The sequence below is a fragment of the Corynebacterium sp. genome (assembly GCF_022712275.1).
Taxonomy (GTDB): domain Bacteria; phylum Actinomycetota; class Actinomycetes; order Mycobacteriales; family Mycobacteriaceae; genus Corynebacterium.
In genome coordinates this window covers 26,531-50,578 of record NZ_JALAGU010000012.1, presented here as the reverse complement: position 1 = coordinate 50,578, position 24,048 = coordinate 26,531, and the positions used below count along the sequence as shown (strand labels likewise).

Here is a 24,048-nt window from a genome sequence, read left to right as displayed (position 1 = left end):
GTGACCTGCGGTTTCTCCCCGAGCTCGGGGTGCGGGAAGGCGGCGTCGTCCAGGTTCTCCCAGAGATCCGGGGTGTGCACGGGCCCCGGGGGGACGGAGGGGAGGTCACCGAACTGGGAGGGACGGCGCGGTTCCTCGACGGACTCGACGGACCCGGCAGCCTCGACGGCTTCGGGTGTCCGGGCCGGCGGATCCGCGGGTCGGGCGGTTGCAGTGGTTGCAGCGGTCGCCGCAGCCGGCGCATTTTCCGCGGGAGCCTCGGCGGCGAGTTCCTTCACACTGAGGGAGAGAGTGACCGGCACACCGATCTCGCGCTCGAGGACCTCACTGATGTGTGCGCTGAGCTTCTTCTCCGTTTCCGTACGTACCCACTTCGACGGTGCGGTGAGTACGGCGATCCCGTTGACCAGGACGACCGGGTCAAGCTGCTGGAGCAGGGACCGGGAACGGGGTGTGACCTCGGGGAACTCGGCGGACGCGGCGTCCGACGTGACCCACCGTGTGACGAGGTTCGCCCAGACGGTGGGAAAGTCCTCGGCTGTGGTCATCGTGGGCGGGTCCTTTCATTGCAGGGCGGGCAGATCAGGAGAGCGGAGAGCAGAGAATGCAAGAGTACCCGGCGCGTGGAACACGCTCCGGACGCCGCGTTGATACACAGGGGACACCAGAGGTTCACCGGACAGAAACCCACCGGGATGTGGATAACCCGGCACTGGTGTGGCCTGCGCATCCACAGGTTTGTGCACACCTGTGGATAACTTTTCCCGTGTTGTTGTCAACAGGCTACTCCACCGTTGTGGACAACCCCAAGATGACTGTGGAAAACTCTCTGACCTGCGTTTATGCGCCCTAAACTACACCTTTACGGTTCGGGGGCGGAAAAAGTTGTCCACAGGTTGTGGGTTCCACCGTTGTGAGCTGGTGACGCAAAAGCCTGACCTGCACGGGGAAGTCTGCGAGCCAGCTGTGAGCCTGTCCCACCGGTGTCCGGACCATCCCCCTGCCCCGGTGGATAAATGACAAGGTTGTGATGCGTGTCAGATTTTGCACAGCGAGGTCAAGCCTGTAAATTGGCCATCGTCTCTGAGTGTCACTGAACGACGGACCCTGTCCGACGCTCCCGATACTCCCCCGCCCGGAACTACTGGGGCGGACGGTCGGCACTGCACGGGTCTCCCCCGTCGCCGTCGGCCACACCAACAATGACCGCATGAACCGCGGTCGGCGACCGGAACGCGGCGTCCTCTCCCCTCACTGGGGCCGGTGCCCCGCCCTGGAACGCCGAGCGCGGACGACAGAACAAGGAGTGAGTACCGTGGCCAAGGGCAAGCGTACTTTCCAGCCGAACAACCGCCGTCGTGCCCACAAGCACGGCTTCCGTACCCGTATGCGCACCCGCGCCGGCCGCGCCATCGTCTCCGCGCGCCGCAGCAAGGGCCGTAAGTCCCTCACCGCGTAACTATCGCGCGGTACGAAGTCACACCACCGCAGTGCTTCCCGAAGAACACCGCCTCCGGTCCACCTCCCTGTTCGGGGAGACGGTCCGCCGAGGCAGGAAAAAGGGAAGTCGCACTGCGGTGGTGTACGTGTATGAGGGGCAGTTCGAGGGGCCCGGTGCCGGACGCCCGACCGCTGCACCCGTGACCGTGGGGGGGCCGCGCGTCGGCCTGGTCGTCTCCAAGGCGGTGGGAAACGCCGTCACCAGGCACGCCGTTTCCCGACGCCTGCGTCATACCGCCGGCCGCGTCCTCGTTGACGAGGACCTGGCGAAGACGCTGCGTCCTGACCTGTCGATCGTGCTGCGCGCCCTCCCGGCCGCCGCGACCGCGACCTCCGGGGAGCTGGAGCGGGATGTGCGACACGCACTCCGCCGCCTCCTCGGCTGACGGTCGGGGAGACGGTCAGGCTGACGGCCCCGCCCCCGGCGACGTGTCCACCGGGCGGGCCCGCGTCCTCCGGCGGATGATCCTCGGTTACCAGAACTACCTTTCACCCCTTAAACTGGGGCCGTCGTGCCGTTTCACGCCGTCGTGCAGCGCCTACGCCCTCACCGCCTTCGCCCGGTTCGGAGTGGTGAAGGGTTTTGTCCTGAGCGCCGCGCGGCTGGCGAAATGCGGCCCCTGGCACCCCGGCGGATGGGACCCTGTCCCGCCTGCGGGGAGTCGGCGTCACCGGCGGTAGCACCATACCCTCCGCCGCATCCCCGGCGTCCGCAGACAACCAGCTCGTCCACGCAAGGAGAGTCCACAAGCAGTGCTCAATTTCATCTACTACCCCATCTCATGGGTGCTCTGGTTCTGGCATAAGGCCTGGGGCCTCATCCTCGACCCGGACTCCGGCGTCACGTGGGCCCTGTCGATCATCTTCCTGGTGGTCACGCTGCGTCTGCTGCTGCTGAAGCCGATGATCAAGCAGCTCCGCTCCGGCCGCAAGATGCAGGAGATGCAGCCGCGGATGCAGGAGATCAAGCGCAAGTACGCCAAGGACCAGCAGCAGCAGGCGCTGGAGATGCGCAAGCTGCAGAAGGAGATGGGCGTCAACCCGCTGGCGTCCTGTCTGCCGATGCTGGTGCAGATCCCGATCTTCATCGGCCTGTTCCACGTGCTGCGCTCGTTCAACCGCACCGGTACCGGTACCGGCCAGCTGGGGATGTCCATCGAGGAGACGCGTAACACCGCGAACTACGGCTTCGGTGTCGACGAGGTCCAGTCCTTCCTGGACGCCCGTCTCTTCGGTGCGCCGCTGTCCTCCTACATCTCCATGCCGACGGATTCCTTCGGCGCCTTCACCGATGACGGTTCGGTGGACTTCACCCGGGCGAACATCGCCTTCGTGGTCATTCCGATGATGCTCATCGCCGCGGTCATCATGCACTTCAACGCGAAGCACTCGCTGGCCCGCCAGGCCCGCAAGAAGGCGGAGCAGGCGAAGACGAAGAAGAAGGGCGCCAGCACTCCTCAGCAGGACATGATGGAGAACCAGATGGCCATGATGCAGAAGCTCATGGTCTGGGTCATGCCGGTGCTGTCCCTGCTCGGTGCGTACTTCTGGCACGTCGGCCTCGCGGTCTACATGCTGACCAACACCACCTGGACCTTCTGCCAGCAGATCCTGGTCTACCGCAAGATGGACCGGGAGGAGGCCGAGGAGAAGGAGGCGAAGCTCGCCGCGAAGCGGACGAACGCCCCCAAGCCCGGCAAGAAGCCGAAGGGTCAGGCACAGGCGCAGGCGACCTCCACCGCGGTCCTCGAGCACGCCGAGGATGAGAAGGACGCCAAGGACGCCACCACCCCGGTGAACCCCTTCACTGAGGCTGAGTCCCAGGCAGCCCCGGCCGGCCCACCGCTGACCGAGGAGCAGGTGAAGACCTACCGCTCCGAGGCGGCCGCCATGAGTCCCGAGAAGCTGGACTCCACGATCGACGAGATAGAGACCCAGCTGAAGAACCCGGAGACGAAGAAGCGGGCGAAGAAGCAGAAGCGTCTCGCAGTGCTGAAGCAGTACCGCGACGAGCAGCAGTAGCTTCCGTCTCCCCAGACACCCCCGGCCGGCGACCCACTCAGGTCGCTGCCGGGGGTGTCGTCTGTCCGGAGGGGCCACCGGCTAGGATGGACGGCGTGACTGAGCCTTCCTCTCCTACTCCCCCCGCTGCTCCGGAGAACGCCGCCCGCGTCTTCGGTGACCGGCTCGACCTCGCCGTGCGCTATGCCGGGTGGCTGGCGGATGCCGGGGTGGTCCGTGGTCTCATCGGACCCCGCGAGGTCGGTCGGCTCTGGGACCGCCACATCCTGAACAGTGCGGTGATCGGTGAGGTCATCGAGGAGGGGGCACGCGTGGTGGACGTCGGGTCAGGCGCCGGACTGCCCGGAATCCCGCTGGCGATCGCGCGCCCGGATCTGCGCGTCCAGCTCGTCGAGCCGCTGCTGCGACGGGCGACCTTCCTCAGCGAAGTCGTCGAGGATCTGGGGCTGGACAATGTCGAGGTGCACCGGGGGCGTGCCGAGGAGAAGGCCATCGTGACGGCGGTCGGTGGTGCCGATGTGGTCACCTCCCGCGCCGTGGCTCCGGTGGGGCGCCTGATGGGCTGGTCCCTGCCGCTGGCGCGCAAGGGTGGGTTCGTCCGTGCCCTCAAGGGGTCCAGCGTCACCGAGGAGTTCCAGCGGGACGCCCTGGACATCCGCAAGGCCGGCGGTTCTGAAGGACGCGTCCTCACCGTGGGTGAAGGCGTGCTCGATCAGCCCACCTTCGTCGCCGAGGTCGAGCGGCTGCGCTGACTCTTCGCTGACCGGTTTCACGTGAAACGGTGGGGTGCTCTCGTGCGTCGGCTGCCGTTGTCGCGGTGACTGAGTGGGACTAGGCTGGGGGCGGTAACCGAGGGGACCGCTGCCCTTGTTTCACGTGAAACACGTCACCGGTGGGCAGCAGACGCGACGCAGACCTAAGAGATAGGAACTCCATGAGTCCAGTTGAGTGGGACGAGACCCCGATCGCAGAGGCTGCACGTCGTGCGTCGATCATCCAGAACTCCTCGAAGCTGTCTCTCCCCCGCCCTGAGCGCACCCGCCTCATCACCGTGGCGAACCAGAAGGGCGGCGTCGGCAAGACCACCTCGACCGTGAATTTCGCCTGGACTCTCGCGCTGCACGGCATGAAGGTCCTCGTCGTCGACCTCGACCCCCAGGGCAACGCCTCCACCGCCTGCAACGCCGAGCACCGGATGGGCACCCCCTCCAGCTACGAGCTGCTCATCGGGCAGAACAAGGCCGAGGAGACCATCCAGCAGAGCGAGTCCAACCCCAACCTCTACTGCATCCCCGCGACGATCGACCTCGCCGGCGCGGAGATCGAACTGGTCTCCATGGTGCGCCGCGAGTACCGGCTGCATGACGCCCTGAACGACGACTTCCTCGAGGAGTACGGCTTCGACTACGTCTTCATCGACTGCCCGCCGTCTCTCGGCCTGCTCACCATCAACGCGATGAACACCGCCACCGAGGTGCTGATCCCCATCCAGTGCGAGTACTACGCCCTGGAGGGCGTGGGACAGCTTCTGAGCAACATCAACATGATCCGGATGCATCTCAATCCGCAGATCCACGTCTCCGCGGTACTGCTGACGATGTACGACGCACGCACCAAGCTCGCCGAGCAGGTCGCCGACGAGGTCCGTACCCACTTCGGGTCGGTGGTCCTGGACAATCTCATCCCGCGCAGTGTGAAGGTCTCCGAGGCGCCGGGCTACAGCCAGACGGTACTGCAGTACGACCCGGGATCCCGCGGTGCGATGGCCTATTTCGATGCCGCGGTGGAGTTCGCGGCCCGAGGTGACTATCTTCCGACGGAAAGCACTGCGCCGATCGGCGTGGCGCCGGAGCTGCGACTGGAGGCGGAGCGGTCATGACCGAGAAGAAGAAGGCGAAGAAGCCTGCACACCCGCAGCTGCCGAAGATGGACACCCACCGCGGTGGTCTCGGACGTGGGCTGTCCGCGCTGATTCCCACCGCACCCTCGGGGCCGCGGCTCGGCGAAGGTGCCGCCGACGTGATCCTTGGTCCGTCGACGCGGTCGGTCACCTCCGAGAAGGCCGCTGCCGGTGGTGCGCTCGGCGCACTCGGCCTCGCCAAGGACGCCCTGGTGTCCGCCGCGGTGACAACTTCCGGGTCCCCGGAGGTGGAGAAAGCCGTCGTGGACGCTGCCGACGCAGCGACGGCTGATGCGGCCGGCACTGCGGACACCGGTGCCGTCAACGAGTTCGGTGCAACCTACCGCGAGATCCCGGTGTCGGACATCCGCACCAACCCGAAGAACCCGCGTCAGGTCTTCGAGGAGGAGGCGCTCGGCGAACTGGTCCACTCCATCCGCGAGTTCGGCCTGCTGCAGCCGATTGTCGTCCGTCCCCTCCCCCAGGGTTCCGACACCGCCTTCGAGCTCATCATGGGTGAGCGTCGCCTGCGCGCCACCGAGCTCGCAGGTCTCGAGGTCATCCCCGCGATCGTGCGGGAGACCGATGACCAGGACATGCTGCGGGACGCGCTGCTGGAGAACATCCACCGCGTCCAGCTCAACCCGTTGGAAGAGGCGAGCGCCTACCAGCAGCTGATGGAGGAGTTCGACGTCTCCCAGGCGGAGCTGGCCCGTCGGATCGGCCGGTCCCGCCCACTGATCACCAACATGATCCGTCTGCTCCAGTTGCCCGTACCGGTGCAGCGCAAGGTCGCCGCCGGCGTCCTCAGTGCCGGTCACGCCCGCGCCATTCTCGGTGTGAAGGCCGGGGCGGCGGCCCAGGAGGCCCTTGCCGGACGCATCGTCGCCGAAGGCCTCAGCGTCCGCGCCACCGAGGAGGCCGTGGTACTCCTCAACCGTGGCGACGGTGCCGAGGAGAAGCCGAAGAAGCGGGAGCCCCGGGAACAGCCCGAGGCGGTCCGTGAATGGGCGACGTCCGCGGCCGATGCGCTCGACACCCGCGTCACCGTGCAGATGGGCGCGAAGAAGGGGAAGATCGTGGTCGAGTTCGGCGACTCCGATGACTTCGAAAGGATCACTGACCTGCTGAAGCTGCCCCGGGACTAGTCCCAGACGGTAGACTTCGGCTGAACCAGACGGCCGGTGAGGAGTACGGGTGGAGATCAGGTACAGCGCATTGAGCCATGACGGGGGCTCCCAGCTCGAGGAGCAGGCGTCCCGCGACATCTTCTGGGAACTGCCGGTCGGAACGCGTCCGGACGACCCGGAGTTCGACAAGCAGATGTGGATGCAGTCCGTCCTTCACCGCTGGGGCATCTGCGGCTACACGGCCTATGTCGCCACCGGGGACGAGGGATCGGTGGAGCGTCCCGCCGCCACCGTCTTCTTCGCGCCCTCGGGTTACTTCCCGGGTGCCGCCGCACTCCCCTCGGGCCCGGCGTCCTCTGATGCGGTGCTCATCTCCACCGTCTTCGTCGACCAGCCCTACATGGGCCTCTACCTGGAGCACAGCCTCATCGAGACGGTCCTCACCGAGGCCGAACGCCGCGGTGTGAAAGCCGTGGAGGCCTTCGGGCGCAATGACTCGGGCGAGGCCATGGACATGTACATCCCGGAGGGCTACCACGGCTGGGAGGAGCGTCCTGAGGGCGCGGACGACGCGCTGGAGGCCGCCCCGGTGCTCTCCGCGGACATCCTCGAGCAGGAGGGCTTCTACGTCATCGGCCCGCACCGTCGCTTCCCCCGGTACCGCAAGGACCTCAACGCCGGATCCAACCTGTTCTCCGCCTTCGGGGATGACGCCCACGAGATGCTCAATGACCGTGGTCCCCTGGCCACGGTGCTGGGCGGCGGACGCTAGCGCAAGGCGCTAGAGGCGCCCCTCCTCGGCCAGCAGCTCGGAGAAGGAGTACTGGCCGGTCTCCGCGACGTCCTTGTCGAACATGTAGAGCCGCTTGACAGCGACGACGAGGGCTTCGGCGATCGCGTCACGGGTGTCCGGATTGGTCAGCAGGGCGACGTCACCGGGGTTGGTGATGTATCCGGCGTCCAGCTGGACGGTCGGCATCTTCGTCGTGCGCAGCACGTCCCAGGTACGCCCGTGGGGGCGGTTGTCGCCCAGCGGGGTACGCGCGGTCACCTCACGCTGGATGAGGCCCGCCAGGCGTTCACCGGTCATCGAGGACGCCCCGGCCTCCGAGCCGTAGTAGAACGACGCCGCCCCGCTGGCCTTGTCGTTGGGGTACCAGTCGCAGCGCAGGGAGATCATGAGGTCCGCACCGAAGGCGTTGGCCATCGACGCGCGCTCCATGTTCGACGGGTTGTCCGTCCGCGGCCGGGAGAGGATGGTCTCCACACCTGCGGCGATCATGCGTCCCTCGGTGCGGGTGGCGAGATCCCAGAGGATCTCCTCCTCCGCGATGTCCCCGTAGGGTCCGCGGACGATGCTGCCGTTGTCCCTGCCACCGAAGCCGGGGTCGAGGACGACCCGCTTACCGGTGAGCTGGGGGCCGGCGGCGCGGATCTGTTCGCGTTCACGGATCGCCTGCGGGGACCCGCCGGTGATGCGCCGCCCCAGGTAGGACAGCGAGCGCAGTGTGGCGGGACCGACGATGCCGTCCGGATTCAGTCCGGCGTTGAGCTGGTAGTTCGCCAGTGCCTCATGGGTCAGCGGGCCGAAGTGACCGTCGACCCGGGAGGTGAAGAAACCCAGGTCGTGGAGGTGCTCCTGGAGCTCGCCGACATCGTCACCGACCAGGAAGTGGCCGGGACTCTGCAGGGACAGGACGCGGGCCCCCAGGGAGTAGGACGCCTCGCGCAGCGCCCGGAGCGTGCCGTCGGTGATGTGACCGTCGGCGACGATGCCGCGGTGCTGCTGGAAGCCGCGGAGGGCGGAGTCCAGTTGCTCGTCGAAGATCTCGTCCTCGGGGCGCCACCGCTGGTTCGACTCGCCGGTGGCGTCCCCGGAGAACCCGTCGATGAAACCCAGACGTGCCAGGGTGCCCCGGACCTCGGCGACGCGGGGTCCGCTGTCACCCAGTTTGTACACTTCGCCGTACACTGCTGCGATGCCCTGCTGCTCAGACCAGCGAGTCGAGCGCGTCGGTGAGCTGCGCCTTCGACTGCTTGCCGTGGAACTCCGCGACCTTCTTGCCGCCGTCGAAGACGAGCAGGGCCGGGATGGACATGATCTGGTACATGGAGGCGAGCAGGCGCTCCTCCTCCACGTTGACCTTGGCGACGGTCGCACGGCCGTCGTACTCTTCGGCGATGTCACGGAGGACCGGTTCCATCTGCTTGCAGGGCCCGCACCAGCTGGCCCAGAAGTCGACGATGACCGGCTGATCGGCGTCGATGACGGAAGAGCGGAACGTGTCCTGGGTGACGGTGACGGCTTCTGTCATGGGAGATCCTCCTGGGGTTGTGGGAGTGACAGACGATACCCCGAGAATACCCGTGGAAGGGTGCTATCCGGGCATTGACGCGGTCACCGGAACAGAGTCAGAGTGCGGCGAGGTAGGCCTCGGCATCGAGCGCGGCGCGGCAGCCCGAACCGGCTGCGGTGATGGCCTGCTGGTAGTGGTGGTCCACCAGGTCGCCGGCGGCGAAGACACCCGGCAGCGAGGTGGCGGTGGAGGGCTCCGCGACCTTGACGTAGCCGTTGTCCTGGAGCTCGACCTGTCCCTCGAAGACGGTGGTGCGGGGATCGTGGCCGATGGCGACGAACATGGCGTCCATCGGGATCTCACGGGTCTCACCGGTGACGGTGTCCCGGAGTTTCAGGGCCTGGACAGTCCCCTCCCCCAGCACCTCGTCGACGGTGGCGTTCATGATCATGTCGATCTTCGGGTTGTTGCGGGCACGCTCCTCCATGATCGCGGAGGCACGGAACTCATCGCGGCGGTGGATCAGCGTGACCTTCTCACCGAACTTGGTGAGGAAATCGGCCTCCTCCATGGCGGAGTCGCCGCCACCGATGACAGCGATCTGCTTGCCCTTGAAGAAGAAGCCGTCGCAGGTGGCGCAGGCGGACACACCGTGACCCAGCAGCTCCTCTTCGCCGGGGACGCCGAGGTAGCGCGGTGCGGCGCCGGTGACGAGGATGACGGACTTCGCGTGGAACTCCTCGTCCTCGGTGAAGACCTTCTTGACCTCACCCTCGAGCTCGACGCGCACGACGTCCTCCATGCGCAGGTCGGCACCGAAACGCTCGGCCTGGTTGCGCATGTTCTCCATGAGGTCCGGGCCCATGATGCCCTCCGGGAACCCCGGGAAGTTCTCCACCTCGGTGGTCTGCATCAGCAGTCCGCCGAAGTCCATGCCCTCGAACACGAGGGGCTTGAGTTCGGCACGGGCCGCGTAAACGGCGGCGGTGTAGCCGGCGGGGCCGGAGCCGATGATGATGACGTCGTGGAGGGTGGGGTTCTGCTCGCTCATGGGGTCCGATCTTAGACCCCACAGGCTCACGCTGTACGCGTGTCCGCTGTGGGCGAAACCCGGACCGTCGGGACCAGCCCGGCGGTGGTGAGATGGTTACGCAACTGGCGGCGTGCGCGGCTCAGCCGTGACTTCACGGTGCCGACCGGCACACCGGTGCGGGAGGACACGTCCTCCATCGACAGACCGTGCAGATCTGACAGGACGACCGTCTCGCGGAGGCCCGGATGCAGGGTGTTGACCGCCTCGACGAGAACGAGGCGTTGGACGGTGCGACCGGCGTCCATGACCCGGGTGTCCGGGGTGTGGCGGAGTCTGTCGAGGAGTCCGTCGTCCCCTGCATCGACCTCTTCGCGGCGACGCCCGGTGTCGCGCAGATGGGTCAGTGCGGTGTTGGTGAGTATGGTGCGGAGCCAGGGCCCCGCTCCCCCGTTCCCCCGGAAAGACGCCGCCTGGCGGTGAACCTTCAGTAGTGCGTCCTGCAGAATGTCCGCGTGGTGCTCAGGCGCTATCCGCAGGTGGTGGAGAGTCCATGTCAGTAGTCGTTCATGACGGGTGATGAGAACCCGGTAGGACCGTCTGCAACCGTCACAGTGACGTTGCAGTAGCTGTGCGTCGGTGAGCTTGTCGTGGTCGGTGATGGTCTGGTCAATTGCCGGCATCTGTGCCGGAAGTACAGCGGTCACTGTGGCTATCCCCTCGTGATATCCCCGTCTCCACCGCCCCATGCTTCTGTTCAAGCTGGTGGAGTATCCGTGAGTCGCAGTGTAGCGGGGTTTTCCGCGATCAGGGTGGAAATGGGGCCCGGGGCGCCCGGTCCTGTGGATGAGTTGTCCACAGTGGGCCGGATGGCCTGCAGTGATACCGCGAGGTGTCGCGAATGGTCAGTCGGAGGTCCGGGAGGGTCCCGTCGGCCACAGTTGTGTAGAACTACGAATACGAACCATGTAATCACATATTTGGTATATGGGTTCGAATCGGTGCAGGGACGTGTCGGTGTAGCAGGTGTTTCACGTGAAACGGGTATGTCTGAGCGGTGGCGCGGTGGCGCTGAATGCGTCATGCGCACTCCCGAAGTTCTCCGGTTTCACGTGAAACCGGAGGGGGCCATGAGAAGTGGAACGCCATGACATGCATATCCGCCGGATGCGCGAAAGGAACCGCCGATATTCCCGGTGGTCGTCGTGTGATCTGAGGGCAGCTCCGGATCCTTCCCCGGCATCCGGAACTGACGGCTGGCCGCCGCACATGAAACCAGTCAGTGTCACCTAACCGATCATCTGTGCGCCAGATCAGTCGGCGAGCAGACCGCGGATCTTCGCGGAGATATCACGGGCGGTCGCCGTGGACACCGACGTGCCCCGCTGTGTTCCGAGAGTGAGGGTGTCGGCCAGGATATCGGCCTGGCGCGCAGTGAGGCCGGCGAAGGCGTCGGGGAATGCGTAGCGGTAGCGGTCGGTAGGGGTGGTGGTGTCTGTCACGGGGGCTCCTCTCGTGCCGGATGCGGAACGGGCCCAGTCTGTCATCCGGGCGGACGTCCTACGGCACATATTCGAACATCTCCACTATATATCCGAATGGTCGCGACCGGGGCATTGCCCGCAATCCCGTCCGTCCGGACCAGTGGTGGTGCATACATGCACCACTATGCCTGTAGTATTGCATGCGTGCAACACACCCTGGACGATGTCGTGACGGAGGTGGCGTCCATCCCCGACGGATGGACCGCCACCGATGTCTCACGTCGTGCCGGGATCAACCGATCCACGCTCCACCGCATCAGCAACGGTGCTGTCGAGCCCACCCTGACCACGCTCAGGGAACTCGCGATCGTCCACGGCAAGGACATGACAGTGCAGCTCAGGCCACTCAGCGACCCGGACGCCGCCATCGCCGCCGACCTCCTGCTGGCCGCCCCGAAGCAGTCCCAGGAGCAGTCCCAGGACAGTATCCCCGCCGGCGTACGGTCCTGGATGCACCGGCTGGAACGCATCGCGGCCGGCGTGAAGAGTGCTCCTGACCAGCAGATCACCGCGGCGACACTGCAGGTTCTCTGCGCTGCCGGCCGGGCCTCGGACCTGCGCCACCGGGAAGGCGCCGCCTACCTCAGGGGCCGGTCGGACCCCCTGCGACTCGCCTCTGCCGGGGACGCCGCACACGGCTTCTGGGCGGTCTCCGGAGGAGCGGCACCTTCTTTCTCCGGGGTGTCCGAGGTGCCGGGCATCCTCTGGGTCAGTGATGTGACGGCTGCCGTCGCAGCGCTCGCCGACACCCACCGCAGCGTCCGCGACCCGGCCCGCGCCGACGTCATCGTCGCGGCCGGCGACGACCGCCTCTTCCGCGACCTCTCGGAGCACGACGGGGTCCGCTTCGTCGCCCCGGTCCGACAGGTCATCGACGCCTGCGGCCTCGGTCCCGTGGCGGAACGACATGCTCTCGACATCGCCAGGTCGTGGTGGACATGACACGAACACCTCTGCGAACGACGCCGACGCACCGCGAACCCGTCGGCCCTCGCCTGGTCCCGCCGACAGCACTCCGCGACCGGATCCGCCACGTCGGCGTCACCGAGGCCGTCGCCTCCTTCACCGGGGCGGTCCCCCGCCTGGTGTGGAACATGACCGCCCTCGAGGACGGCACGATGACCCTGCCGGAGGTCCACACCCTGCTCGGCGGAGTGACCGTCGGCGGATACCTGCTCGACGAGGAACGTCGCGTCCTCGATCTCGCCGCCCGATGCACCCGGTGTGCCCGTACGGTCGGCAGCGCAGACACCGAAGAGGGTGGACAGGTCACGGTGGACGAGGCCCTCGCCCGCTACGCAGCCGGTGTCGTCGCTGACGAGGAAGGACGCCGCGACCTGGCGTCCGCCCAGATCGGCCTGGCTGCGGACCTGCTGCCCACCGGTCACCGTGTCCCACTGGTCCCCCGGTCGCGCCGGATCGAGCTGGAGCATGCCCTGGCAACGCTCGACCACGGCGACCCGACAGAACTCACCGGCTTCCTCCGGGACTGCGCAGTGCTGTGAACAGAAGGGGTCTCGTAGAGTGAGAACCGCGAGAACACCGCGAACGACAGGAGAGCACCCCATGGAAGGTCAGCGCAGGATCCCGAAGATCCGCGAGGCGTCCGGATTCAACGCCGTCATCTCGGAGAACTGGGGTCCGCTCGACCGCACCCCCACCCTCACACCGGGGGCAGCCGAGGCAGCACAGGCGCACCGTGAACGCTTCCTCGCCGCCGTGGACCGCCCCGGTGACGGCGTCTTCGTCATCGGTTCCGGACTGCCGCGTGTGCGCAACGACGACAACGACCACGCCTTCCGCGCCAGCTCCACCTTCCTCTGGTTCACCGGCATGGGGGTCGACGAGTCCTACCTGGTCCTCACGGACACCAGCACCACCCTCTACACCCAGCAGCCCGCCGGCCCCGCCGACCCGGACTTCTTCGGCAACGCCGCCTACGGCGAACTGTGGGTCGGCGCGATGACCGGACCCGCCGAATGGTCGACGGCACTGGGCATCGACGTCCGGCCGCTCAGCGACCTCGACGACGACCTGACAACCCTCGGCGGCCCGTTCCGTGGCCTCGGCCGGATCCCCGACGCCCTGGCCCACAGGTTCGACATCCGTGCCGACGCGGACGCCCGTCGTGTCGCCGACCGGCTCCGGCAGATCAAGGACGCCTGGGAAATCGACCAGATGCGGGCCGCGGTCTCCGCCACCGTCCTCGGCTTCGAGCAGACCGTCGGCCAGATCGCCACCGCGAAGACCATGGAGCGCGGCGAGCGCTGGCTCCAGGGCACCTTCGACCGGGCGGCGCGCACCTACGGTGTCGACGTCGGATACGCGACCATCGTCGCCGCCGCCGGCCACGCCGCCCACCTGCACTGGACCCGCAACGACGGGCCCGTCCGCGACGGTGACCTCGCCCTGCTCGACATGGGTATCGAGATGGAGTCCCGCTACACCGCGGACGTCACCCGCACCATCCCGGTCTCAGGGACGTTCACCGACGCCCAGCGTGCCGTGTACGACATCGTCGTCGCCTCCCAGCGTGCCGGCCTGGCCGTCTGCACTCCGTGCCACCGCTACAGTGACTTCCACTTCGCCTCGATGCAGGTCCTCGCCGAAGGTCTCGACGACCTCGGCCTGCTGCCGGTCTCCGTCGACGAAGCACTGTCGGCCGACGGCCAGCACCATCGCCGCTACATCGTCTGCGGCGTCGGCCACCACCTCGGCCTCGACGTCCACGACTGCAGCCACTCCCCCTACGAGGACTACCAGGACGCCATGCTCGAACCCGGCATGGTCCACACCCTCGAGCCCGGCCTGTACTTCCATGTCAACGACCTGTCCGTGCCGCCGGAGTTCCGCGGCATCGGCGTGCGTATCGAGGACGACCTCGTCATCACCGCCGACGGCCACGAGAACCTCTCGGCCGACCTCATGCCCTTCGGCACCGACGAGATCGAGGCCTGGACGCAGGCCCGGCTGTAACCGGACCTGCTCCCCCTGGCGCCCCTACTCTGCCGGGACGGTCTCCCCGGCAGAGGGTGCCCCGGTACCCTCCGCGGCGCCGTCCTCCTTCGTCACCTTCGGTGCGCCGTGCACCGTGATCTCCGCGACCTGCGCGGCATCCGGCATCGGAAGGCCGGTGATCCACAGCAGCACCCGGTCCTCCGGATCCGGCAGGTCCTTCGTCCCCTGTTCACCGTCGGCCGTCACACCGTCCCCGTCCGGCGCCAGGCTCAGCGTGTCGCCCTCCGAGATGCCGGTGGCCAGCAGTGTGGTCTGGTCCAGTGAGGTGATGTCACCGGACCCGGTGCGCAGTTCGACGGTCATCCCCGGGTTGACTCCGGTCAGCTGGACCTCGGTCAGGGCCGTGGCCTGCGGAAGGGTCAGCAGCAGGCCGATACCCTCCTTCACCGAGGAGTCCGTCGGACCGAACTGCACCTGGTACTGGGCACTCGCCCAGGCGGTGTCCGGGTTCCCGTCGATCGCCAGTGGGGCGTCCTCCGGATTGTCCGGGGTGCCGCGGCCGTCGACCGGGGACCATTCCACTGCCTCCGTCGGCTGCTGCACACCGATGGTGCCCAGCCCCGGGCCGCCGAGGATCGAGTCCGTGGTCACCGGCGAATCCTTCCGGTCACCACCGAAGAAGGCCAGGGCGATGACGATCACCGCGACGACCGCGATGACACCGGCGACGGTCGCGACACCGATGGCCGCCAGGCGTCCACGGTTCTCCGGGGCGGCGCCGAAACCGGCCCGGTCGGTGACCTCCGGGGTGACGTCTGCGGTGGCCGCCAGGTGCGGGCCGGTGTGCGGGTCGTCCGACGGACGGGTGGCACTGCGCAGTTGCCGGGCCAGCTCATGGCCGTCGGTGATTCCGCCGGACCGGGCGGCGTCCACGATCGAGGTGAGCTCGGCAGGGACGGACTCCGGTGCACCGGGTACCCCGGCAAGGAGCAGGTCAAGGGAGACGCCGATGGCATGCACGTCGCCCGGGCCGGCGTCCGTTCCCGCATCGGTCGGGACCAGGCCCGGGAAGGCGAGGACGGCGCGGCCCTCGGTGCTGATCCGCAGCCGGTTGCGGTGGTCGATACCGAGCGAACAGCCGGCACCTGCGGCGTCCGCCAGATCGGCCATGGCGTAGCCCGCCGCCAGCGGATCCGGACCGGACTCCGCGGCCCGGGTCAGCGGGGAACCCTGGGTCCAGTCCGAGACGATGACCACCACGGAACCCGCGTTGCAGATCTCCCGGACCAGCGCGACCGCCGGCGAGGTTGCCGTGGCGTCGGCGAGCCGGGCGGACGCCGCCACGATCTCGGAGGCCGACCGGCCAGACTTCAGCGTGTCGATGACGGTCAGGGCTACCAGGTCACCGTCGGCGTTGTCGCGGGCCTGCCACAGTCGGGCGGTCGGCGAGCCACCGTGGTCGGCGAGCAGCCGGAACCGGCCCTGCAGGATCGGCGCACCCGGCACCAGGCGCGGCCCGCGGACCCGCCCGGCGGACAGCGGCGGCAGCGCACCGACGAGGCCGGTGCCCATTCCGGAGTTGTCGCCGAAGGACATGTCGGTGATCCTCGTGGTGGAGCCGGTGGCAGGGGCGTTCTCCTCCAGTTGGGCGGCGGCGACCGCGGCCTTGCGGAAGAACCGGCCGACCAGCGGCAGCCTCGCCAGGGCCGCACCGATGGTGAGGACCTCCGGCAGCTTCGAGAATGACAGCATGATGCCGGCGAGGATCAGGAAGACCACTCCGGTGATCAGCAGGCGCACGATGTAGCCGATGGAGGAGGAGTCACTGACAACGAAGGCGGTGAGCAGGGCGTCCACCCGCCAGGCGATGAGTGCCGCGATGACGGACGCACCCAGGGCCCACAGTGCGGTCTTCGCCACGCTGCGCATGCCCAGGTGCCCCAGGGAACGCTTGAGCAGCCGGTGGCCGATGATCGCACCGGTGACGAAACCCATGCCGTTCGCCGCACCCAGCAGGACCACCACGAGGCGCGGTTCACTGGCGATGTGCGGCGCAAGATAGGCGAGCACCAGCTTGGTCACCGTGATTCCACCGATGATGAAGGTCGGTGTCCACACCTCCTCGCGGGCGTAGAAGACGCGCAGGTGCAGCAGAACCAGGGAGTAGGGGATCAGGGTGAACGCGGAGAAACTGACCGTCCAGCCCAGGACGTTCGCCGCGTCCGGGGAGAAGGAACCGTAGGCGAACAGGGCCGGGCCGATGACCGTGCCGAAGGCGGTGAGGTAGATGATCACCGGCACCATCGCCAGCATCGTCAGCCGCGATGCCGTCGTCAGGTCCTTCACCACGGCCTTGTCGTCGCCGTCGGCGGCATTGCGAGACAGGCGCGGCATGAACGCGGTGAGCAGGGTGACGCCGATGATGCCGTAGGGCATCTGCAGCAGCTGCCACGCCTGCGTGTAGATGGTCGGGGCGGTGTCGTCCGAGCCCGCCGCGATGCGGTTGTTGAGGATGAATCCGACCTGGGAGATCGCCACGTAGACGACGATGGCCAGGGCCATTCCACCGAACTGCCTGAGCCGGTCGTCCAGGCCCCACAGCGGACGCAGGTTGACGCCGGCCTTCTTCAGGTACGGCACCATGATCAGTGCCTGCACCACGACACCGAAGGTGGTGCCCAGACCCAGCAGCATGATGTGCGGATCGGTGATGGTCACCGAGTCATTCGGGGAGAGCTTCGAGTCCTGCGGCAGCAGCCAGTAGAGGCTCAGTACCCCGATCGTCACCACGTTGTTGACGACCGGGGCCCAGGCACCGGGTTTGAAGTAGCCCTTCGTGTTGAGGACAGCCATCAACACCGCGAACATCGCGTAGAAGACGATCTGCGGCAGGACCAGGTAGGCGAAGGCCGTGGACATGCCTACGTTGACCTTGCTGTCTCCACCCAGCGACATCCTGGTCAGCAGTGGCGCGGCGAAGACAGCGACGACCGTCACGGTCATCATCAGGGTGAAGGTCAGCGTGACCAGTCGTCTGATGAACGCCTCGCCCCGGTCGGAGTCCTCCTTCTCGGCCCGGACCAGCAGCGGGATCACCAGACTGGTGAGCACCGCACCGAGCACCAGCTCGGTGATGAGGTTCGGCAGGACGTTGGCCGTGTTGAAGGCCGAGGCGATCGCCCCGCCCAGTGCCGAACTGATGAGTACGGTGCGCAGGAAGCCGGTGATACGGCTCAACAGCGTGGCGAAGGCCATGGAACCGGTCGTGCGCACCACGTCGGCGTCACTCGGCTTCCCGTCCACTGCACCGTCCGCGTCCACGGTGACGGTCGTGGCCTTCGACCGGCCCGAGAGAGCGGACTCGGCCGAGACCGCGGCGTCCGCCTCGGCGGCGGAACCCGGAACAGCACGGGAAGACCCGGTGGATGCCGCGGCCGCGGACGCCGGACGCCGGGTCGGCTTCGACGGTCCACCGGTCGCGCGGAACCGGTGGCGCTGACCGGGCTTTTGCTCGGGGTCCTCGTTGGAATCAGTCACGTGCACCATCATTCTTTACTCGGCGGCTGTCTGGCGAACCGTCCACGGCGCGTCGCCGCTTCCGTAGTGTTCTCGCGGCGACGAAGATCAGCGCGAGGCAGGCGGCGACGATGCCGACCAGACGCCAGTTCAGCCCGGGGACTGACGCCAGCCTGATCGTCACCTCGTCGGATATCCGCACGTCATCGGGGGTCGACAGATACATCGTCAGATCAGACTGCTCGGCCTCGGCCGGTATCTCGGAGGTCATCTGGAGGGTCACACTGCCCTGTGCGGGGATCTGCTGCACGCCCGGCGTGTTCAGTGTCACGCCGGGCGCTCCGGCATAGTGCACCCGCACCGACACCGGCAGTGGGAGCCCGTTGCGGGCCACCACGATGAGCGGGGAGGAGTCACTGGTGCGGGTGAAGACATTGCCCGGCGGCAGCAGGGAGACCGAGGTCCGCAGCGCATAGGCCAGACCGGTGACCCGCCCGGTGCGCTCCGAACCACGGTCACGCACCGCCGCGGCGTCCGCCCGGAAGCGGCGCCCGGTGTCGCTCACCGCACGCAGCAGGTCATCGAACATCGGCCGGGTGAAGATCCGGCGGGTCAGGGCGATGTTCGGGACATCCTCCATGATGTTGGTCAGGTTGCGCAGGTGCCCGGCGACCTGGGCGACATTGCGTGCCGCACCGTCGTCGACCGGGGCCGGGTCGATGTTCTCGGTCGTGTCGTCGAGGGTCACCGGTGCGGCGGGGGCCGACAGGGCGTCACCGAAGCTCACCGGCTCGGCCGACCCGTCGGCGAAGTGTGCCTGTACCGCGTCGAGGAAGGCCGTGGCGTCCTGCGGATCCACCGACCATGCGGCCGGCGGGACGGCGAGAACCTGGCCGGTCGTCGTGCGGGCGGCGTCCAGTTCCCGGTCGAGGACGCCCACCGCCGCCGCCATGCGGGACGCCGCCCCGTCCGCCGAGAGATCCCGGCGCGAGTCGGTGTCGGAGTAGGCGGCGGTCTCGGGGCGCTCACCGGTCGCGGCGAGAGCCGCGCCGAGGGCGGCGGGGAACTGGAGGGTGCGCACCGGGGAATCCGGGAGGGTGCCGGTGGCGCTGCGTGCACCGGGGATGTCCTCCTCCGTTGCTTCACGGGTGAGCGTCGCGTCGGCGATGACGGCGGTCGACGGGGCACTGTCATCCCCACCGTCCATCAGCGACCGGGCGGCGGGTTCGATGTAGCCCGAGCCGGGGATCTGCACCCCGGTGGCGGGGGTGATGTCGAGGACGTCTTCCACCACGGAGACGCCACGGTCGGTCATCTCCTCGGCGAGCCACGGGTCGTTGCCGGTGGCGACGGCGTTGATGTCCGCGTTGGCGTAGGGCAGGGGCACCACGCAGGCGTCCTCCACCACGTCGCGCAGGTCACTGAGCCAGGCGGAGGCGGCGTCCGCCCCGGTGCCGGACTCCGAGGGAGTGTCATCGTCGTGGCGGTTCCAGCGGTCGCGCAGCCGGGTGGGTTCCTCGACCGGCGAGGGCACCGAGGCGCCCACGCGGTAGCCGTCGGTCATCCGGTCGACGGTCTCGAGAAGGTCAGGGTCGATGGCGAGGCAGGTGGACGCCTTCACCCGGTCACCGTCGCTGCCGTCGGTGGCGTCGCGCCAGGTGTCCAGCAGGCCGCGGAGGCGTCCGCCCTCGGAGAGCTCACCGGCGAGGGTCTCGTCGGGGAGGTAGAGCTCGGAGGGGTCCGGGGCGTCGCCGACCTGACCCGCGACGGCGACCGACGCCGAGGACAGCGGCCACAGGACCGTGAGACCCGGGGTGGTCTCCTCCGTGTCTTCTGCGCCCTCGTCGTCATCGGGCCGGTCGTCGGTGACGGTGAGGGTCGTGCGCGCCCCGGCGAGGTAGGAGGTGTCGGCGCCCCCGAGACTGCCGTTGAGGTTGAACAGCAGGGGGTGGACACCGGCGCCGGTCAGCCCCAGACCGGGCAACGTCACGTCGTCGACGGGCGCGACGTCCCCGTCGGTGTTGTCCCGGTACCAGTCATCCGACTGCCCCACCGGCACCCGCACGGTGATGTCGAGGGACTCCCCCGGCTGCACCGTCGCGTCGAGCGTCTGGAACGGGCCGACCCACGGGTACTCTCCCTGGTTGGCCAGCAGTGAGGTCGCCACACCGTCCGGCTCGGTGACCGTCTCGGCATGCTGGGCGCGCAGTTCCAGTCCACTGAGCGTCTGGTCCGAGCCGTTGGTGACCGAGACGGTGACCTCCAGCTCGTCGTCCTCCACGGCCCGGGCCGCGGACTGGGCGGTGACCTGCGCGGTCACCCCGGACTCCGGCTCGGCCGAGCGGGCGTCCGGATTGGCCCACAGCAGGTCAGAGGTGGTGGGTACCTGGGCGGCCGCGGGAGAGACCGGACATGCCAGACAGACCCCCAGCGCCGCGCTGACGGCGAGGGGGACCAGTCTGGGGAGCGGACGGGGCAGGCGCACACGACCACCTACCGCAGCGTCCGACGCCCGGCCTTCGCCTCGGCGCGGGCCAGGTCGGGCAGCCGGTCGAGGGCCTGCCGGGCGAGCTTGCGTTCATCGGCGTACGCCAGCTTCTCCACGAGATGGCTCACCGGCAGCCAGGCCACCTCGGTGACCTCCGGGTCCTCGTCGTTGAGCTCCCCGTCGACCACGCGGAGCAGATGGTGGTGCACCGTCTTGTGGATCCGCTTGCCCTCGGAGACGAACCAGTAGTCGATGGTGCCCAGCTCGGAGAAGACCTGGCCGTGCACCCCGGTCTCCTCCCACACCTCGCGCTCGGCGGTGGTGTGGGCGTCCTCGGCGTCCTCGATATGTCCCTTGGGGATGGACCAGAGGAGGCGTCCGCGCCGGTCAAGACGCCCGATGAGGGCGACGTACATCTTCGACAGATCCACGGAACCGTCGCCACGGACGGCCTCCGGCATGCCCGAAAGCACCAGGCCACCGGCGCTGGTCTCGACCGAGGTCGGCAGTTCGTGGTGGTCACGCTGGTGAACCGGGCGCGCCGGGGACCGCCGGGGGTCCGGGATGCTTCGACGACGCCTCTGACTCATGGTTGACCAGCGTAGTGCCTGCGACTGTGAAAGGGGGACCCGGCTGTACCATTGTGGGAATGCAACGAGATGCCGGAACCATGCTCGCGACCGCGCAGGACGCCGTGAAAGTCCACGACAGGACACTCACCGCCCTCGCCGGCGCCTTCGCCACCCGTGGACATTCCCTGTTCCTTGTCGGCGGTTCCGTCCGGGACGCACTCCTCGGTCGACTCTCCCACGACCTCGACTTCACCACCGATGCGCGTCCGGACGTGGTGACGGAGATCCTCGACGAGGTGGCGTCCACCGTCTGGGACACCGGTATCGCCTTCGGTACCGTCTCCGGTCTGATCCACGGGATGACCGTGGAGATCACCACCTTCCGCGCCGACCGGTACGACGGCTCATCGCGGAACCCCGAGGTCACCTACGGCACCTCCCTGGAGGAGGACCTGGTGCGCCGGGACTTCCGCGGCAACGCCATCGCCCTGGAGCTGTCCGCTGACGGTGCCCACGAACTGCGGGATCCGCTGAACGGTTTCGAGGACCTGGTCAACGGCGTGCTCGATACGCCGGCTGCGCCTGAGCAGTCCTTCCACGACGACCCGCTGCGCATGCTCCGGGCCTGCCGTTTCGCCTCCCAGCTCGGCTTCGAGGTCGCCCCGCGGGTGCAGGAGGCCATGACGCGGATGGCCGCCGAGATCGACCGGATCACCGCCGAGCGCGTTGCCGCCGAACTCGACAAGCTCATGCTCGGGGCTGAGCCGTGGACCGGCCTGGACCTCATGGTCGTCACGGGCATCGCCGCACATGTCCTGCCCGAGCTGCCTGCGCTGCAGCTCACCCAGGACGAGCACCGGCAGCACAAGGACGTCTACGCCCACTCCCTGCAGGTGCTGCGCAATGTCACGGAGCTGGAGGGGCGGCTGGCGGGTGAGCCGGAAGAGCTGGAGCACCGCCGGCTGGTGCTTCGCTGGGCCGCGCTCATGCACGACTGCGGCAAGCCCGCGACCCGTGCCTTCACCGAGTCCGGTGCGGTGACCTTCCACCACCACGAGGTCGTCGGTGCGCGGATGACGCGCAAGCGGCTCAAGGCGCTGAAGTTCCCGAAGAAGACCACCGAGGAGATCGGCCAGCTTGTCTTCCTCCACATGCGCTTCCACGGCTACGGCGAGAGCACGTGGACCGATTCCGCGGTGCGCCGGTACGTCACCGACGCCGGCGACCTGCTCCCCCAGCTCCAGCTCATCGTCCGGGCCGACTGCACCACGCGCAACAAGCGCAAGGCCGCGCGCCTGCAGCGGGTCTGCGACGACCTGGACGCCCGGATCGTCGAGCTGAAGGAGAAGGAGGACCTTGCGGCGGTGCGTCCTGAACTGGACGGCAACGAGATCATGGAGATCCTCGGCATCGCGCCGGGACCCGAGGTCGGCAAGGCCTGGGCGTTCCTCAAGGAACTGCGGCTGGACCGCGGCCCGATGGAGCACGACGAGGCCGTCGCCGAGCTCAAGGCCTGGTGGAAGAACCGGGACCTCTAGTGTCCCCGACTACCCGCTCTGAGGTGGCCGCCGGCGTCCGGGCGTCCTGGACGGTGGGCCTGGGACTGCTGCCGCTGGGTCTGGCCTTCGGTCTGCTCGTGAGTCAGTCCGGCTTCGCCTGGTGGTGGACGCCGGTCTTCAGTTTCGTCATCTACGCCGGTTCCATGGAGTTCCTGGCGATTTCCCTGGTCACCGGGGGTGTGGCTCCGCTGTCGGCCGCGGTGACAGGGTTCCTGGTGAACTTCCGGCACATCTTCTACGGGCTGAGTTACCCGGTTTCTGCGGTGCGCTCGCCGGTGGCGAAGGCCTACGGTGTCTACGCGCTGACCGACGAGACCTATGCGATCCTGTCGTCCCACCGTGGGGCGACGTGGACGCAGCCGAAGGTCATGGCGGTGCAGGCGTTCTGCCAGGCGTCCTGGGTGCTTCCCGGCATCGTCGGCGCGCTGGTCGGCGCGGCCCTGCCGATGGACATCGAGGGGCTCGACTTTGCGCTGACCGCCCTGTTCGTGGTGCTGGCAATTGAGGCGATGTCCGCCCGGCGTGATGTGCTGCTGCCGGTCGTCGCCGTGGTGACCGGTGTGGTCGGGCTGCTCATCAGCCGGGACCAGATGCTGCTCATCGGGCTGACGCTGTACTTCGCCTTCCTGGTCGGGCGGTTCCTGTGGGACCGGCGGAAGGACGCAGGCTGCGGTGCTGCGTCCCCGGGGTCTTCATTTCCGGGGTCTGCATCCGCCGACGGAGACCCGGAGAAGGGAGATGCGTCATGAGCGCCGGGTCCGTCCCCCTGTCCCCGTCCACACCGACCCTGGCGTCCGCCGGCCTGCCTGAGGGCGTGGACCTGACGAACACCCTGCTCATCCTCGCCGGGATCTGCGTGGTGACCGTGGTGTTGCGTGCCCTGCCCTTCGCGGCGATGAAGTTCTTCCGCGAGTCTGCGCTGGTGGCGTGGCTGGGAATCGCCATGCCGGTCGGCGTGATGATCGTGCTGGTCATGTACACGCTGGTCGACAGCACCGACAAGCCCGGCGGGGTGGGGGCGGCGCTCATCGCCGTGGCGTTCACCGTGGGGCTGCACCTGTGGAAGCGCTCGGCGACGTGGTCGATCCTGCTCGGCACGGCGCTGTACGTGGTGCTGGTGAACTGGGTGTTCTGAGCCTGGGGTGGCTCTGAGCGACTCCGGTGGTTGGTCCTGGATCTTCAGGCCACCCTCCCGAGTCGTTTCCGGGTCCTCGCTCCCGTCCCTTCCTTGCCTCGCCTTCGCGGCCGGCCGGTTGGTCGGCACTGGAGTTCGGGGAATCCAGGCTCAGGAGGCCACGGTGGATCACAGCGGCACGTTCTTCCCTGCTCAGGGTCAGCAGTGCGCGCTCGATCTCAACGGCATCCATGGCCATGTCGCCGGAGTACCGCGGGGGATTGTGTCTGCGTAACCCCTCGAATGTCGGACATCACCCCGCACACAGCCGCTTGACCCCGGCGGCTCCCACCCAAGCACCCGAGCCGGGCACCCTGGCCGTGTACGCATCACGCACCGTGAGGCTGTTCTGACTCTT

Annotated in this window: 21 protein-coding genes and 2 pseudogenes; 14 read left to right on the top strand and 9 right to left on the bottom strand. The window is 67.9% G+C overall.

The features are described 5' to 3' along the window. Window positions 1-548 (bottom strand): annotated as a pseudogene (locus Q0A27_RS02230) (chromosomal replication initiator protein DnaA); the annotation flags it as partial. Between the two features lie 767 nt (window positions 549-1,315). On the opposite strand from Q0A27_RS02230, the gene rpmH reads away from it, so the two are divergent. The 8 genes from rpmH (at window position 1,316) to Q0A27_RS02190 (ending at window position 7,324) form a co-directional block, all read left to right on the top strand. Further along, window positions 1,316-1,459, top strand: a complete 144-nt coding sequence (gene rpmH, locus Q0A27_RS02225) for a 50S ribosomal protein L34 (RefSeq protein ID WP_014011503.1) — start codon at window positions 1,316-1,318, stop codon at window positions 1,457-1,459. Window positions 1,460-1,490: 31 nt separating this feature from the next. Beyond that, window positions 1,491-1,886, top strand: a complete 396-nt coding sequence (locus tag Q0A27_RS02220; RefSeq protein ID WP_291473448.1) for a ribonuclease P protein component — start codon at window positions 1,491-1,493, stop codon at window positions 1,884-1,886. A 43-nt stretch (window positions 1,887-1,929) separates the two neighbouring features. Then, complete coding sequence (gene yidD / locus Q0A27_RS02215) at window positions 1,930-2,181, top strand: membrane protein insertion efficiency factor YidD (protein WP_291473452.1); 252 nt, start codon at window positions 1,930-1,932, stop codon at window positions 2,179-2,181. A 72-nt stretch (window positions 2,182-2,253) separates the two neighbouring features. Further along, window positions 2,254-3,522, top strand: coding sequence for a membrane protein insertase YidC (gene yidC, locus Q0A27_RS02210; protein WP_291473447.1), 1,269 nt, complete (start codon window positions 2,254-2,256; stop codon window positions 3,520-3,522). 86 nt (window positions 3,523-3,608) lie between these two features. Further along, complete coding sequence (gene rsmG / locus Q0A27_RS02205; protein ID WP_291473446.1) at window positions 3,609-4,274, top strand: 16S rRNA (guanine(527)-N(7))-methyltransferase RsmG; 666 nt, start codon at window positions 3,609-3,611, stop codon at window positions 4,272-4,274. A gap of 182 nt (window positions 4,275-4,456) precedes the next feature. Then, a complete protein-coding gene (locus Q0A27_RS02200; protein WP_291473445.1) occupies window positions 4,457-5,401 on the top strand; it encodes a ParA family protein in 945 nt (314 codons plus the stop codon). Window positions 5,402-5,448: 47 nt separating this feature from the next. Next, window positions 5,449-6,570, top strand: a complete 1,122-nt coding sequence (locus tag Q0A27_RS02195; RefSeq protein ID WP_291473451.1) for a ParB/RepB/Spo0J family partition protein — start codon at window positions 5,449-5,451, stop codon at window positions 6,568-6,570. A gap of 49 nt (window positions 6,571-6,619) precedes the next feature. Next, window positions 6,620-7,324 (top strand): hypothetical protein, encoded by a 705-nt coding sequence (locus tag Q0A27_RS02190; RefSeq protein WP_291473444.1) that lies wholly within the window; start codon window positions 6,620-6,622, stop codon window positions 7,322-7,324. Window positions 7,325-7,333: 9 nt separating this feature from the next. On the opposite strand, the gene Q0A27_RS02185 is transcribed toward Q0A27_RS02190, so the two are convergent. From Q0A27_RS02185 to Q0A27_RS02165, 5 genes are all read right to left on the bottom strand, one after another. Then, window positions 7,334-8,524 (bottom strand): N-acetylmuramoyl-L-alanine amidase, encoded by a 1,191-nt coding sequence (locus tag Q0A27_RS02185; RefSeq protein WP_291473443.1) that lies wholly within the window; start codon window positions 8,522-8,524, stop codon window positions 7,334-7,336. Between the two features lie 19 nt (window positions 8,525-8,543). Further along, the gene (gene trxA, locus Q0A27_RS02180; RefSeq protein WP_291473442.1) at window positions 8,544-8,867 is read right to left on the bottom strand and encodes a thioredoxin; all 324 of its coding nucleotides are present in this window, start codon (window positions 8,865-8,867) and stop codon (window positions 8,544-8,546) included. A 97-nt stretch (window positions 8,868-8,964) separates the two neighbouring features. Beyond that, window positions 8,965-9,900: a thioredoxin-disulfide reductase gene (gene trxB / locus Q0A27_RS02175; protein WP_291473441.1), complete on the bottom strand. Its 936-nt coding sequence runs from the start codon at window positions 9,898-9,900 to the stop codon at window positions 8,965-8,967. Window positions 9,901-9,926: 26 nt separating this feature from the next. Next, complete coding sequence (locus Q0A27_RS02170) at window positions 9,927-10,586, bottom strand: RNA polymerase sigma factor (RefSeq protein ID WP_291473440.1); 660 nt, start codon at window positions 10,584-10,586, stop codon at window positions 9,927-9,929. Window positions 10,587-11,192: 606 nt separating this feature from the next. Further along, on the bottom strand, window positions 11,193-11,381 hold the full coding sequence (locus Q0A27_RS02165) for a hypothetical protein (protein WP_291473439.1): 189 nt from the start codon (window positions 11,379-11,381) through the stop codon (window positions 11,193-11,195). 186 nt (window positions 11,382-11,567) lie between these two features. Here Q0A27_RS02165 and Q0A27_RS02160 point away from each other — a divergent pair, with 186 nt between their 5' ends. The 3 genes from Q0A27_RS02160 to Q0A27_RS02150 all read left to right on the top strand — a co-directional run bounded on the left by Q0A27_RS02160 (window position 11,568) and on the right by Q0A27_RS02150 (window position 14,399). After that, window positions 11,568-12,365 (top strand): helix-turn-helix transcriptional regulator, encoded by a 798-nt coding sequence (locus Q0A27_RS02160; RefSeq protein ID WP_291473438.1) that lies wholly within the window; start codon window positions 11,568-11,570, stop codon window positions 12,363-12,365. Next, complete coding sequence (locus Q0A27_RS02155) at window positions 12,362-12,928, top strand: hypothetical protein (protein WP_291473437.1); 567 nt, start codon at window positions 12,362-12,364, stop codon at window positions 12,926-12,928. The genes Q0A27_RS02160 and Q0A27_RS02155 overlap by 4 nt, the downstream gene beginning before the upstream one ends. 61 nt (window positions 12,929-12,989) lie before the next feature. Beyond that, complete coding sequence (locus Q0A27_RS02150) at window positions 12,990-14,399, top strand: aminopeptidase P family protein (protein WP_291473436.1); 1,410 nt, start codon at window positions 12,990-12,992, stop codon at window positions 14,397-14,399. Between the two features lie 24 nt (window positions 14,400-14,423). On the opposite strand, the gene Q0A27_RS02145 is transcribed toward Q0A27_RS02150, so the two are convergent. The 3 genes and pseudogenes from Q0A27_RS02145 to Q0A27_RS02135 all read right to left on the bottom strand — a co-directional run. Further along, on the bottom strand, window positions 14,424-17,927 hold the full coding sequence (locus tag Q0A27_RS02145; protein ID WP_291473435.1) for a murein biosynthesis integral membrane protein MurJ: 3,504 nt from the start codon (window positions 17,925-17,927) through the stop codon (window positions 14,424-14,426). Further along, on the bottom strand, window positions 17,911-20,382 hold the full coding sequence (locus tag Q0A27_RS02140) for a hypothetical protein (RefSeq protein ID WP_291473434.1): 2,472 nt from the start codon (window positions 20,380-20,382) through the stop codon (window positions 17,911-17,913). Before Q0A27_RS02140 ends, Q0A27_RS02145 begins: the two co-directional genes overlap by 17 nt. Window positions 20,383-20,390: 8 nt before the next feature. After that, window positions 20,391-20,894, bottom strand: a pseudogene (locus tag Q0A27_RS02135) (NUDIX hydrolase); the annotation flags it as partial. Between the two features lie 140 nt (window positions 20,895-21,034). Here Q0A27_RS02135 and Q0A27_RS02130 point away from each other — a divergent pair. Genes Q0A27_RS02130 through Q0A27_RS02120 form a run of 3 tightly spaced genes read left to right on the top strand, consistent with a single transcriptional unit; the run spans window position 21,035 to window position 23,651 of the window. Then, window positions 21,035-22,495, top strand: coding sequence for a CCA tRNA nucleotidyltransferase (locus Q0A27_RS02130; RefSeq protein ID WP_291473433.1), 1,461 nt, complete (start codon window positions 21,035-21,037; stop codon window positions 22,493-22,495). Between the two features lie 23 nt (window positions 22,496-22,518). Beyond that, window positions 22,519-23,265 (top strand): AzlC family ABC transporter permease, encoded by a 747-nt coding sequence (locus Q0A27_RS02125; protein ID WP_291473432.1) that lies wholly within the window; start codon window positions 22,519-22,521, stop codon window positions 23,263-23,265. Further along, on the top strand, window positions 23,262-23,651 hold the full coding sequence (locus Q0A27_RS02120) for a branched-chain amino acid transporter permease (protein WP_291473431.1): 390 nt from the start codon (window positions 23,262-23,264) through the stop codon (window positions 23,649-23,651). The genes Q0A27_RS02125 and Q0A27_RS02120 overlap by 4 nt, the downstream gene beginning before the upstream one ends. The last annotated feature ends 397 nt before the right edge of the window (window positions 23,652-24,048 follow it).

Coding starts and splice junctions, on each gene's coding strand:
- trxB (WP_291473441.1), bottom strand. CDS start 9,900: ATGAGCGAGCAGAACCCCACCCTCCACGACGTCATCATCATCGGCTCC.
- trxA (WP_291473442.1), bottom strand. CDS start 8,867: ATGACAGAAGCCGTCACCGTCACCCAGGACACGTTCCGCTCTTCCGTC.
- Q0A27_RS02145 (WP_291473435.1), bottom strand. CDS start 17,927: ATGGTGCACGTGACTGATTCCAACGAGGACCCCGAGCAAAAGCCCGGT.
- rsmG (WP_291473446.1), top strand. CDS start 3,609: ATGGACGGCGTGACTGAGCCTTCCTCTCCTACTCCCCCCGCTGCTCCG.
- Q0A27_RS02195 (WP_291473451.1), top strand. CDS start 5,449: ATGGACACCCACCGCGGTGGTCTCGGACGTGGGCTGTCCGCGCTGATT.
- Q0A27_RS02130 (WP_291473433.1), top strand. CDS start 21,035: ATGCAACGAGATGCCGGAACCATGCTCGCGACCGCGCAGGACGCCGTG.
- Q0A27_RS02155 (WP_291473437.1), top strand. CDS start 12,362: ATGACACGAACACCTCTGCGAACGACGCCGACGCACCGCGAACCCGTC.
- Q0A27_RS02200 (WP_291473445.1), top strand. CDS start 4,457: ATGAGTCCAGTTGAGTGGGACGAGACCCCGATCGCAGAGGCTGCACGT.
- Q0A27_RS02120 (WP_291473431.1), top strand. CDS start 23,262: ATGAGCGCCGGGTCCGTCCCCCTGTCCCCGTCCACACCGACCCTGGCG.
- Q0A27_RS02150 (WP_291473436.1), top strand. CDS start 12,990: ATGGAAGGTCAGCGCAGGATCCCGAAGATCCGCGAGGCGTCCGGATTC.